Origin of the sequence: Bradyrhizobium sp. WSM1743, assembly GCF_000473065.1 — a bacterium.
In the GTDB taxonomy this organism is placed as follows: domain Bacteria; phylum Pseudomonadota; class Alphaproteobacteria; order Rhizobiales; family Xanthobacteraceae; genus Bradyrhizobium.
In genome coordinates, this window is the sequence record NZ_AXAZ01000035.1 from 66,061 (window position 1) to 79,284 (window position 13,224).

The window sequence follows — 13,224 nt, forward strand, 5'->3', positions numbered from 1 at the left end:
AAAAGCGCTTTTGCTGGGCGTCATAGAGATGTCCCTGATCACAGAAGAAAATAAGCTTATGCTCCAGCACCAGGCGCGGTTGACAGCTATGAAGACCTCGTCAGGCACTTTGCCGCCAGCCAAACGCGTAACCTGCGGCTGGTTCGGTCGGCGAGTCCGTTTGGAAGGCACTCGATGTCACGATTCCTAAATAGCGCAGCGGGATCTTTCCTGGGCGGCCGTGACCGCGGCAAGGCCCAACATCACGTCGCCGGTGATTCCGAAATGGAGGCGATAGATCCACCAGACTGCGCAGCACCGGTCAAGATCATAAACGATCAGGGCGCGCCTTATTGCTGCGGCCATCCGCGGCCTCATTCCACGTATCCTGTGGAAACCTCGACCTCTCGGGGCCAGCGCCCTCCATTTTATGACTCTTTGATCGGTGATGGCTCGCGGTCGGTCGCGTGCATCTGCAACAGGTTCGAAACTTCGATTGGTGTTCCCCATTGCGTTCGTTCCTTTCCCCCGTTTCGAAGCTGGTTGCGCACACACCTATATGTATGCAGTCCTCCGTAAGCTTATGGTGGAGGTCCTGCGTCCAAAACGCCCAGTTCGGGTAGTGCAAATTGACAACACTCACCCAATTCCACTACTGTGCAATGCTCTGCTTCACTCGCGATCGTCGTTGCCGCTACCCGAACTCTGCTGCCGCCTCCTTCAGAAATACCTTCGCATCCCGCGCGCTGAGCGGCGGCAAGTGCCTGGACGATGAAGGGCGTGACCTTCTAGTTCATGAAGAGCCGATGCAAGCAGCGCGAGCCTGAATCCCTCGAGCCGACATCGATCGTGTTCGAGGCTTTTGTCGCAAACGCGTCACAGCAGCGCAATGTCGGCGGCCGCCGACAATTGCAGCAGGTTTTCATATTGTCTTTGCCGGTAAGGTCAGCGATCGGATCAGAGTTGAATGGGACCGCAAGGGCCAGGCATTTTTATTGCAGACGTTATCATGAGCTTCGTCGTGACACGCTTTAGCCGAGATGTGGACTGACGCACTCGCCGTCCCGGTTCATAGAGGGCAAGAGAAAGGCAACTTGCGCGAGCTGCCTGGTCGGAATGTTCAGGCCAGGAATTGCTCTCTAGGCTCGAGGATGGCGAGGCAATTTATTCGAGAGAGGCTGGAGCCTGGCCTCAGTCCGACGGACGAGCGCTTGGCGAGCCGCGCCGTGTTAGGCGCAACCAAAGAAGAAGCATCCTAGTGAGATCGAAAGCTTTGCCCGCACCTGCACCGGTTCAGTGCCGTCGGCGCCGTACCAAATGCATCCTGAATAGGATGGCCGTCGAGCCGAGGAGTTTGGCTGGGCTGAGATGATGATGTATCACAACTATATAGGATCCGGACCTCGAGCAAGGCCTTAAGAGCCACCTTACGTCCGATCACCGCTCGTCAAGTCGTTCAGAGCGTCCACGCGGATATTTTTTCGGTACGGGTAAGCTTCAGCCTCAGAGAGTGGAGGGGGGGGGTAAGGCGTCGGTAGCGCGCATTAATGCAAGGCTAAAGGCTCCTCTAACATTGCCTGAACGGCGGTCACTGCGATCTAGATGGTTTGCACCCGCTAATTTCTCGAGGCAGCGATTTCCATGTCGTTGAACGGAAGACCAACGGCTCCCTCTGCGCCAGCATTCTTGCTTTTGGCTCAAGCCCGTTTGCGCAAATCAGTGAGCGGAATCGAACCGCTATCGAGCCGACGGGGCGGCTGAGCTCCAGTCAGCACCCAACTGCGACGGCTCCAGTTGATAGACGATCGACATCAGCTATGCAGCCCGCCTAGTCGCGCCGTTGAGGTCTCAGAGCTGTTTGTTCGACCATCCAAGGGTGCGTCGCCACCCGCTATCTTACCTAAAGGTCGCGAGCCGAAGCGGGCACGCAGCAAGAAGACATAGCCTCGGACCGAACTAGCTGGTCCGCTGCGCTGGACCAATGCTCGGATCGCATTTCATTCCCGAGTTGCATCAAGTTATAGTGCAGCCAGTTCGTTTGCTGCTTCTCGTGTTTGCTGCGTCGAAACAATGTCTCGACATACGCGCCCATACGAGCTCGGTAGAAATGACTAGCCATATCCTGCTCCTCTGCCACGTCACTGAATTAAGATGGGGGCGACCAGGTCATCGTTGCTGGGGCCCGCCAAACAGTCGGGTCGGTGAAATGGATTGCGCCTAATCCCTGCATCATAGCGCCACACTGATATCGATCACCTGCAATATATCTCGACCTGGCGCTCAAACTCCGCGCGCGCGACCATAATCCAGATCGACGAGCCGCGCTTCGCGAAGGCCTTCCGCTGCGCTGGTCCGAGTGGAAGACCTATCTTAACTGGGCGGAGGAGAGCTTCCGAAGCTGCACCATGGGCGTTGCTGACGCCACGCAGATCCACACCCACATATCTATTCGGAGTTCAATGCCATCATCGACGGGATCGCGGCAATGGACGCCGATGTCATCTCGATCGAGACCTCGCGCCCGAAGATGGAGCTGCTCGACGCGTTCACCAGCTTCAAATATCCGAACGACATCGGTCCCGGCGTCTACGATATCCACTCGCCGCGTGTGCCTGATACCCACCGAGATGAAAAATGCTGATGACCCTCGTCCGAAAGTGGCTGTCGGACTCGCAGCTCTGGATCAATCCGGACCGCCGTCTGAAGACGCGCAGTTGGGAGGAAGTCCGCCCGGCGCTCGTCAACATGGTCGCGGCCCCGCGCGAACTTCGCCGCGTCTTGATGTGGCCGCAACCTCAATCGTCAGTGCCCTAATTCCGCAAGGGAGACTGCCGATGCACTTCTGTACCCCCTTTCGACAGCGGCAAGCCTTATCACGTCAATTTCTCGCTGGTCGGCGGGATGTGGCGTGACTGCGACAAGACGATCACCTCCGGCCGCTTGCCACGCCCAGGTCCAACTCAGCTAGCAGCATCTCGGCGGTAATCGAAGCCCGGTCGCTAAATCTCCAACTCTCAACTCCGGCCGGCCGCAGGTCGGCCGGATTTTTCTAGCTAGCCTTCTTGGCTCGCAATATTGAAGCTGTCGCAAATAAGTGCGAATGAGTTTTTCGCTTCGGCATCCTCAAAGCAAAACCTAGTGCCGACCTCCGCAGGATCAGTCCACCAGCCCACGTTGGCCGCTTTCGCGATGCGCGCGGCCTCGCCCCTCAACAGATCCAGTTGTTTCCCGGCAGCACGAACAATCAGGCAATGTTCCTTGGGCATATGTCCTCCGTCGCAATGATGACCTTGCAGGTTGCCGATGAGATCGCGGTAGCAGCCCGGCAGCACAAAGGCCGCAGCAGGGGGCCCCTGTGGCTTCATTGCCAAAAACTCCGGGCGAAAAAGGCTTAAGTGAAATATGTCGCCAGCCCGGTAAAGGCGACCATATAGCAGCCGTCCCGGCAAGCAATATGATCTATTTCATATTCCGCAGCAGGCTCAACGTGCATTAGGACAAGGCAAGGCCGGGGCTGGCGAGCTGGCGGGCCTGCCTCTGAGCCATGCAGCGGATGTCCCCACGGCCCCCGTCCCAGGTGCGGAGATCAACTTAAGATTTCCTAGAGCTACTTCGTTTCTCTATTGGGCAGGGCGCAAGGTGGAGACTGGTGACCTTGGGTCGGGAGCCCGCTAGCCGACCCACCTGGCGGGCTTCCTTATTTTTTGAATTATTTCTTTTCTGAGTTTGCACGATGATCTCCAATCAGGCCGTTGCAATCAGCCCACCGGTTCTCGCTGGCGGGCTTTTCTCGTCATGACAGGCAGGCCACAATGGCGAGAGCTACGTCATAGCCCAAGTCACCCGAATACATTCAAAACAGGATCCCAGCACCAAGGGCGAGTACGAGCGCTTTTAGTACAATCATCAGAAGTCCCCCTCTTTCCAATGAAAAAGGTTGAGGCCTGATTGTTTGCAGACTGCTTAGGCGGGACCGGCAAATGGTTTCGTTCACCCAGCCGTTATCCGCTGATCCGCCGGTTCACGCTGGCGGGCCACTGTGCTAGTGATCGTAGCGCCGCGCCCATCGTGCGGAACGTCGCGCCTAAGGCCGCAGGATTTGTACCAGAGCAGGGCCTGCGGCCTTGTGTTTTCGATCGACATGCGTTTGTGGGAATCGCGCCACACTTGAGATGATTGAGAGGAAGGGGCGGAACCTCATCTCGTTAGCCGGCTTATCGGAACGGCGACGGTCTCGGTATCACGGGGCAAGAGCCTGTCCGGAGGCCTCAGCATCATTACGCCCCCCGGCCCGATGCTGAGGCCGCCACGGATTCTATTGCGAGCCTCTGGTTTCCACTCTGGAAGTCCGGCCGAACGTCAGCGCCGCGATACCCGCACTCCTGGCAGAGACAGTGCGCGATAGGCGCACCTCATCAGGCCAACGATTGGCCGTGGTGGCCGCAGTGGCAGTAGACCACGATGCCGCGCAGGCCCATGCTACGCATTTCGCCGGAGGTGATCTTTCGCGGCCGGCCATCAGGTTGCGTGGGCGTGTGGCGTCGGACAGGGCGGGGGCGTGCCTCTATCGAAGCGCGCCGCCGGCGAGAGTCAAATCGATTACTGATGGACCGGAACGGGCGCGAGCTACTACCCTTGGTGGGTCGATGGCCTATACCGCCGCCGAACTCAGAGCAAGCACGACAGCGGCTCGTGACGCACCGCCGGCTTAAAAGCGATAACGGCCAGGGCCCGCCAGGTTCGTTGGCGGGCAATAAGGAGGCGGTGACAAGTAGTTCGGCCATGGAACCAAGACCCTTGCTAAGAACCATTTTCAAGCCTAGTGGTCCCCGCCCCGCAAAATCAGGCGTCCAAGTGAGGCCCCAGCTCGCCCCCGTGCTGGGCCTTTTTATGGCTACAGTTTTTCGCATCGAGTCCCCGTCTGGGAAGGAGCGAACAACGATGAAGGCCTCAAAATTCTCGGACGCCCAGAAGGCGTTCATCCTGAAGCAAGGCTATGACGGGTTTACGGTGGCGGAGATCTGCCGCAAAGCCGGGATCAGCCAGGCGACCTATTTCAATTGGAAGAAGAAATACGACGGTCTGCTGCCGACCGCGATGCGACGATTGAAGCAGCTCGAGGACGAGAACGCCAAGCTGAAGAAGCTGGTGGCGGACCTGTCGCTCGACAAGGAGATGCTGCAGGACGTGATCCGCCGAAAGCTATGAAGCCTGGCCGGAAGCGCAAGCTGGTCGACGAGGTCTGTGGCGAGTGGCAGGTCTCGATCCGCAAGGCCTGCGAAGCCCTCGAGTTCGATCGGTCGACCTATCACTACAAGTCCCGTCGCCCGGCCAGGCTCCCCTCGAACAGAAGATCAAGGAGATCTGCCATCTTCGTATTCGCTACGGTTATCGTCGTGTTCACGTCCTGCTGCGTCGTGACGGCTGGCGCCATGGCCAGAACAAGACGCGGCGCATCTATCGTGAATTGGGCCTGCAATTGCGCAACAAAACGCCTAAGCGCCGGGTCAAGGCCAAGCTGCGCGATGATCGCAGGCCGGCGACGCGATCGAACGAGACCTGGGCGATGGACTTCGTCCATGACCAGTTGGCGACCGGACACAAGCTGCGCGTGCTCACGATTGTCGATACCTTCTCTCGCTTCTCGCCGGCGCTGCCGCCACGGTTCACCTTCCGCAGCACTGATGTCGTGGAGGTGCTGGAAAGGGCCTGCAAGGAAGTGGGATTCCCGGCAACGATCCGCGTCGATCAAGGCAGCGAGTTCGTGTCGCGCGATCTTGACCTGTTGGCCTTACCAGCGCGGCGGCACACTGGACTTCTCGCGGCCCGGAAAGCCCGACCGACAACGCGTTCATTGAGGCCTTCAACGGCCGCTTCCGGTCCGAATGCCTCAACGCCCACTGGTTCCTGTCCCTTGCGGACGCCCAAAAAAGTGGAGACTTGGCGCAGATACTACAATGAAGAACGGCCTCATGGCGCGATCGGCAATCGACCGCCGATTTTGCTGCACACCCACGTCGGCGCAACCAGCCCGCCAACGTGACAGAGGCGCAAAACTCTAGTTCTGAGTGGTCCACACTTCGGTCTCGCTGCACCAGAAAGTAAAGGCGTTTTCCAAGTTGGCTGAGATTCAGGAGGCAGGTGGAGCGACCGGTGAAAACGACTATCAACTGGCTGATAGCACGGCAGTGTGAAAGTCGGCGAGCCACGATACGAAACGGCCACCATCCCTGTCGAGGAAAGTTTAGTTGTGATTTATCGATCAATCACAAAGTACAACCCGGTTTACGATGACTTTTCTCCGCAGATGCTGAGCTATTCGGATTGGCTCAAGTTGGGGTTTGAGAACGGCGCGAACTATGACGCTAGTCGTTGCTCCGTGGCCTCTATCCATGCGAGATGCCGTTCGCGGGCCATGCGTTCAGCTCGAGACTCAGGATTTCGGCTCTTTGAATGCCTTCTTCTTGAGAGCGGAAAGATAGGTTCCTCTCGCTCTTGGCCGAGATTCACCAGCCAATCTCATTTCGAGTTTGACCACAAGATCCTCGAAGTTCGTGCGCATCTTTCCAGCTAAAGGTCGCTGTTGGTAGTAGCTGTACAGCCGTTGAGTGATTACAGCTGTTACCCATCTTGGCGTTTCTTCCGAACCGTAGAACTCGCTAATCCTCGATATAGCCAGAGGCGCTTCTACTTCGAGCAGTATGAAGCAACATAGCAGTTTTCGTATTGCGGACATCTTTTCGCTGCGTATCTGCTCATCGATGAAATCGACTAGCTTTTCGCTTCCAAGATTCTGGTAAGCGATCTCAGCAACAACGGTAGGCATGAGATGCTTGAGCGATCCCTCGATAAACCTAAACAGTTGAGCAAGCCTTTCAGGTGCGAAATTACCTGCTTTCTTGTTCACTCTGGCTACGACGGCTTTTGAGCTGCCTTGCCCCCCATTTTCTAGATCGTGAACAAAATCATCGATGACCTCCTTCAAGCCGGAAAGAAACCCACGAAGAATGGTCTCCCAACAAGATAGGCAATGTTCGAGATGAGCTGTCTTCACCTCCTTATCAACAAATTCAAGATTCCGAATGAACTCGCTGTACATCTCCACAGCCATAGAGAACTTGATGATCCTATTGCTGCGGACTTCGAGTCCGGTTTTGGCTTTCTCGCTCCCTTCCTTTTCCCGTTTCTCAGCGATTCGCTGATCCGCCTTGTCCATGAGTTCATCGATCTTCTCAGCAGTCATGGGCTGTTTACGCATTTTTCTGAGTTGAGCCTGCGTAAAGTCTAAGTTCTGCCCCTTTGAAAGATAGTCCTCAACTTCTTCTATGGTGAGCGGAGGCTCGGGGCGCTTGATGCCCTCAATAATCTTCTGCCCAAATGTGAGGAATTGTTCCTCGTGCCTAAACCGTGCTGTGTAAATATCTAGCTCTTTGGTGAAATCGAGCCAGCGCTCGCCCTTGCAAATATCTTCAATGTCCGCGGGGTTATCTCGGAGATACCCAGCCAGAAAGAAATCTTGGAAACGCCGATACCGGAACGATAAAGTTTCAGAGACCTCATACAAAACGCCGCACTTTATGAAGGCGCGAACAATTTCCGCGGCGTCATATCTAAGCCCTTTACGTTTGAGAAGGGCGATGACGAACGCAACTATTTCATTCTTTGATTGGACTTCACCATTCGTTTTGAAGTGAAAGGCTAGATTCTGAAGAACCAAAGATTTCATCGTGAAGTCAAATTCACGGCGAAGCGCTCCCGTATAGTCCATGCGCCCCAAAATATGATCGATTAGGTTCTGTAGGAGGACGGCTTCGTTTAAGAGCTCGCCCTGCGACCTGTTTTTTAATGCCCATAGAATGAGCGAAACGACGTATCCACTTCTGGGCAGGCCAATTCGTTGCAACTGCTCCATCAGACTTTGATAACGCCGATCTTGCTCATCCTTACTTACGAAGTAAGTGTCAGATAAAGCTCTGATAGCGCCGCGACGCAGTTCTCCGATGACATACTGTTCGGTGTTTGGAAAAGCGTGGTCGGATGCCTTCGAAAAAGTTTCGGAACCCGCAAATGCTCGAACAAATAGGCACCACCTGACGTTGTCGTGGTTCGTAATCAGCGAGCCGAGGGCTTTTACACGGGTCTCGTCGAATAGATCAACGTCATCGACAATCGCGAATATCGGATTGCCTTCTACGAATGCTTTCGTGGTGGAGCCGTCCGACACTTCGTTCGCGTAACTGCGAAAAAGTCTCCAAAGACTGCCGTCCTTCGAGTCAATTTCAGAAAACTTTCCGATTAGCGGGAGCCGCGCTTGGTCACCTAAACCCTCGGAAATCTTGACGGCCATGTAGTGCGCGATAGTGGTCTTCCCCAGCTCCGAACGCCCAACGATAGTAATGTTTTGTTTGCCTTTCAAGATGCTCAGCAAATTCTCTCGGTCAGTTTCAGGTGTGCCTACGACTTGAGCCGCTGGTATTGCCTGGGACAGCTTGCCAAGAGGTGGGCAGACAAAATGTTCGTCGATGTCTCTCGCCTGTTCACCAGTTCCTGCGAGCGCGATCTGATCGTTCGCCAGCCTTCGGATGTTGGGACGGGCCTTCCGGAGTACTGCTGAAAGCGTGTTTGCGGAGCTGCATGCGGCAGTGGAGAATGGGTATTTAACAGCGCCCTCCTCGGCCACTCGGGTCGCGGGCAAGAACTTTCTACGATGGTCTGAGTACTCGTAAAGTCGAACTGTTGCGGTATCACCGCTGTCAGTCTCCACAATGCTATAGCCGTTGAACCATTCGCGATGTCCGTACAGGCAGCCAGCCTGAGAAAGTATTGCGTCTCCCATTGTTGTTTTACGCAACTCCGGGCCAGGACGGTGAATGTGACCGCAAGCCAGCAAATCAAACTCTGCTTGTAGTCGGGACTCAACCGCAACCTGGTCAGATTCATTAAGCCAGTGGAGGGGATGGTGGAAGACACCAATCTTTATGCGGGTAGAACGTAGGAGCTCAATGGCGTGATCGACAACTCTTTCGCCTAGGATCAAGTTGCCCTTATCGACGTCGCCCGCCTCACCTGTACAGCGCCACGCTGTGTTGAAACAAGCGACACCAACATCCCCGTCATTTGTGTTGAGGATGTGAGCTTTCAAAAAGAGGTTAGTCGAAATACAACTATCTGAATTAACAGACCAAACATCACGGTAGAACGCGGAGAGCCGCTCAAATGGCATGGGTACAGCGGATATAGGTTGACTCCAATGATCGTCGACGAACTTATTAATATCGCTACGGTTGGTAAGCGTCTTCAGGAGGCCCGCTTCAATATAGCCGACTTTTCTCACTACTTCTCGATCGATATCATGATTGCCGGGGCATATGACTAATTGGCTTTCAGTAACTCCGGCAGCGTCCAAAATGCGATTGATAAAAGTCGATTTTGCTGTTTGGAAAACATTCTCGTCACCGCCTCGATGAACGAGATCGCCTGAGAAGATGACAAGATCAAATGCCCCTTTTTCTTCTCGACGAGCCTCGATAGCTTCTATTGCCGCTTTTAGAACGATTTCTTCGTCGTGGTGGTGTTTTGCTGAAAGGTGAAGGTCGGAAAGGTGCAGTACTTTCATGGCAATGTGGTTTCCGTCAGTCTCAAGTAGCTGCGCCTAGTTCCGTGCGCAGCCTTTGGTTGGACGATAGGCCTGCTGGGCAATTTCTCGGAAGAACTGGTAGGGCGGGAAACTCAACCGCCCAGTGTAAGTGATTTGAGGCTGCGAGATTTTGTCTCCATCTTCAGTGGGTTCTGCCGCTAGCTCTGGCGCACCCGACACGATTCGAACGTGTGACCTTTGCCTTCGGAGGCCACGTCACACTTTCTCGCTCGAAATTGTGCCATCCCTCCTCGAAAAAGGGCCACTCCGAAGGAGTGGCCCAAGTGAGGGAGGAAACGTCCCCATGGGGACCACTGGGATCAGGCCGCGGCCTGTTCGATCGATGAGAAGGGTAGGCCCAGACTCTCGGCCACCGCCTTATAAGTCAGCCGGCCCCGATAGACATTGAGGCCCGCGCCCAGATGCGGATTCTCGAGCACAGCTGAAAATCCCTTGTTGGCGAGAGCCAAGCCAAAGGGCAGCGTGGCGTTGTTCAATGCCTGGCTTGAAGTCAGCGGGACAGCTCCGGGCATATTTGCGACGCAGTAATGAACGACGCCGTCCACCTCGTAAGTCGGATCCGCGTGCGTCGTTGGACGCGAGGTCTCGAAGCATCCGCCTTGATCGATAGCTACATCCACGATGACGGAGCCCTTGCGCATTGAGCTCAACATGCCGCGACCGACCAGCTTCGGCGCGCTGGCGCCGGGAACGAGCACCGCACCAATGACAACGTCCGCGGCAAATACTTCGTCCTCAACGGCGTCTATGGTCGAGAACCTGGTGCGAACGCGCCCCTCGAATAGCTCGTCGAGTTCGCGAAGCCGAGGAATCGAACGATCGAGGATCGTGACCTCGGCGCCCAATCCCGCTGCCATCCGTGCCGCATGCGCACCAACAACCCCGCCTCCGATCACAACGATACGGGCCGGCTGGACTCCGGGCACGCCGCCGATCAACAGCCCCCGCCCGCCTGCGTATCGCCTCAGCGCCGCACCCGCAGCTTCAATGGAAAGCCTGCCCGCAACCTCGCTCATCGGCGCAAGCAGCGGAAGCCCGCCAGCCGCACCAGTAACTGTCTCGTATGCAATGGCGGTACAACCGGACTTCATGAGACCCTGAGCCTGCTCCGGGTCCGGCGCCAGATGCAGATATGTGAAGAGAATCTGGTTCTCCCGCAGCTGGGTCCATTCCGAGGGCTGCGGCTCCTTGACCTTTACGATCATCTCGCTCGACGCAAAGACCTCGCGAGCGGAGTCCAAGATCGTCGCGCCGGCCTTGCGGTAATGGTCGTCTGTGGCGCCGATGCCGGCACCGGCCGCTGTCTCGACCAGCACGCTGTGGCCTGCGGCCACATATTCGCGAACAGCGGCAGGGGTCAGGCCCACGCGGTATTCAAGCGTCTTGATCTCCTTAGGAACACCGACCTTCATTTGCAATCTCCTCTTCGACGACCTCTTCTAGTGGGAATCGCGATGCAAACTTGCGAAAGTGAAGCCAAGTCGCGCGGAAATTCCACGATTTTCCGGTCAACCGTGCAGGATTTTAAGCGAGCGAATGGGACAGATACGGCAATGTCGATGGGCAAGCATAAGGGATGGATGACCAGCCGGGGTGGGCCGTAAGGCCGGGATCAGCCAGGCGACGTATTTCAATTGGAAGAAGAAGTATACGGGCCTGATGCCTTCGGAGATGAAGCGGCTGCGCCAGCTGGAGGATGGAATGGACCCCGATTTAGGGACCATGTGCCGCCACCTGCAGGCTTACCTAAAGGTCGCAAGCCCAAGCCGGCACACGGCAAAAGGACTTAGCGCCTGACGAACACCAACTGAGACGCAGATCTTGTGCGGTCCTGGCGCAGCTATCACGCTCCCACGTGGATCTCATACGTGGCCGCCCCATATACGCGGCGATCCGGCTGTGGGCATCGAATATTGTGATGGATGTTCATTCCGGCACCGGAGCAGACAATGGCGACTCAAGACGAGGAAGTTCCTTTAAATGCCGTCCGCGCGTTTGTGACCGTTGCCCGCGAAGGCAGCGTCACGCGCGCGGCCACCACTTTGGGAACAACGCAAAGTTCGGTCAGCCGTTATTTGGCTGTACTGCGGGATTATCTGGGTGCTGATCTCATCGAGCGGCGTGGACGGGGCTGCGATTTGACCGAGTTCGGCAGGCTATTCGCAAACGCAGTGTCTGAGCCGCTCGAAACCGTCAGCTTCACCGCGAAGAGAATGCAACGCCGTGCAGGCGCAGGAACGAATCGGATTGTGGTCCGCACCTCACTATCGACCTTTGCTTTCTCTCTTCTTATTCCAAATCTGCAGGCTTTCTCTTCCGAATCGGGTGGCCTTATCGTGGACATTGTCAGCTCCCTGGCGCCGCCCACATCTTCGGATGATTTCGATAGTTTGATTACACGGGATCTTTCCGTCATCGAGCCCGCCGACAGTTGGGAGATCTACAAAGAGGAGCTGGTGTGTGTCGGCCCGCGAAATCTCGTCGCGGGCAAAGAGCTCTCGATTGTTCGCTCAACCGTTATACTGAACATCACCTCCCGCCCGGACATCCTGCCGACATGGCTCAGGGCCATGAACCTGTCTTCAAGCGACATACGACCAGGCGCGCGGTATGATCACAACTATCTTGCTCTGCCGGCCGTCATGACAGGAAAATGCCTTCTTGTCGCGCCGGAAATCATCGTCAGTGACCTAGTGCGAGGGGCGCTTTGCAAGTCATCCCTGGGACCCGTGCTCCAAGTGGCATGCAAAATATCGCGCCTATGCCGTAGATCGCAGCGCGCACCCCGAAATGGCGCGTTTTTGCCGATGGCTGGCTCATCTTTGCAAAAAGGTCGCACCTGCGCAAGCAGCCTGAGGTCTAGCGGTGCCCCTCAATCCGGTACAGCGGGAGATCAATGCTCAAGTTGACAGCGCGCAACTTAAGAAAACCTCGAGCACAGTCGTCAAAGCCTACGGAGATGGCGCCGCTCTGGTGCAGCGACTCCGACAGTTAGACGTCGGAGCGCAAGGACCTTATCCTGGCTGCCATCGTGCCATGGCAGGAGAAGAATTGGCTGACAGAGCGGAATGTCGGCCACTTATTTCGCCGCAACCCTTTACTTGTCATCCCTGCCCCTGCGTTTGTCGAGCAATGCTCGCCAGCGAAGGCGCATGAGGCGCCGCCCCAGCTTAACAAGTCGAATGGTTCGGCTGCGCAAATCGTCTGTTTTCCAGGCGCGCTCGGCAATACGATGGCTTCCAAACAGGCTCTGCGCGATTTGGCGGTAGCTATTTCCTTCCTGCCATCCGTCTAAAGCGGGATGGGGTTAGTTTGAATCGATTTGGGATTCCCAAATCAGTGTATTTCTGATTCACCATGCTGGCTGGGCGGAGGCCAGCATGGATGGGCAAGCCTTATTCTCTGGATCTACGCAAGCGTGTTGTGGCCGCGATCAAGGGCGGGATGTCCCGCAATCAGGCCGCCAAGCGATTTGGAGTGGCGATCAGCACAGCCATCGGCTGGATGCAGCGGGTCGAGAAGACCGGCAGCGTTGAGCCTAGCCAGATGGGCGGCTACAAGCCGAAGGCAATTTCGGGAGACCACGC

At 56.2% G+C, this 13,224-nt stretch carries 4 protein-coding genes and 5 pseudogenes; 5 read left to right on the forward strand and 4 right to left on the reverse strand.

Annotation, left to right across the window (positions count from 1 at the left end):
* Positions 1 to 2,268: 2,268 nt before the first annotated feature.
* Positions 2,269 to 2,793 (forward strand): annotated as a pseudogene (locus tag YU9_RS45990) (5-methyltetrahydropteroyltriglutamate--homocysteine S-methyltransferase); the annotation flags it as partial.
* A gap of 239 nt (positions 2,794 to 3,032) precedes the next feature.
* Here YU9_RS45990 and YU9_RS0121000 read toward each other — a convergent pair.
* Complete coding sequence (locus YU9_RS0121000) at positions 3,033 to 3,344, reverse strand: hypothetical protein (RefSeq protein WP_245266462.1); 312 nt, start codon at positions 3,342 to 3,344, stop codon at positions 3,033 to 3,035.
* 1,576 nt (positions 3,345 to 4,920) lie between these two features.
* Between YU9_RS0121000 and YU9_RS46000 the strand changes: the two are divergent.
* A pseudogene (locus tag YU9_RS46000) lies at positions 4,921 to 6,022 on the forward strand (IS3 family transposase).
* Positions 6,023 to 6,412: 390 nt separating this feature from the next.
* Here the strand turns inward: YU9_RS46000 and YU9_RS49135 are convergent.
* Positions 6,413 to 9,595: a metallophosphoesterase gene (locus tag YU9_RS49135; protein WP_084299025.1), complete on the reverse strand. Its 3,183-nt coding sequence runs from the start codon at positions 9,593 to 9,595 to the stop codon at positions 6,413 to 6,415.
* Positions 9,596 to 9,936: 341 nt separating this feature from the next.
* The gene (gene ald, locus YU9_RS0121030) at positions 9,937 to 11,049 is read right to left on the reverse strand and encodes an alanine dehydrogenase (RefSeq protein ID WP_027574573.1); all 1,113 of its coding nucleotides are present in this window, start codon (positions 11,047 to 11,049) and stop codon (positions 9,937 to 9,939) included.
* Between the two features lie 175 nt (positions 11,050 to 11,224).
* Between ald and YU9_RS51120 the strand changes: the two are divergent.
* Together YU9_RS51120 and YU9_RS46005 are read left to right on the forward strand one after the other, a co-directional pair.
* Positions 11,225 to 11,335, forward strand: a pseudogene (locus YU9_RS51120) (transposase); the annotation flags it as partial.
* 224 nt (positions 11,336 to 11,559) lie between these two features.
* Positions 11,560 to 12,493, forward strand: a pseudogene (locus YU9_RS46005) (LysR family transcriptional regulator).
* A gap of 241 nt (positions 12,494 to 12,734) precedes the next feature.
* Here the strand turns inward: YU9_RS46005 and YU9_RS46010 are convergent.
* A pseudogene (locus tag YU9_RS46010) lies at positions 12,735 to 12,923 on the reverse strand (DNA -binding domain-containing protein); the annotation flags it as partial.
* A gap of 98 nt (positions 12,924 to 13,021) precedes the next feature.
* Here YU9_RS46010 and YU9_RS0121040 point away from each other — a divergent pair.
* Positions 13,022 to 13,224 (forward strand): IS630 transposase-related protein (locus tag YU9_RS0121040; protein WP_036017695.1); only part of this gene is annotated, 203 nt, incomplete at its 3' end.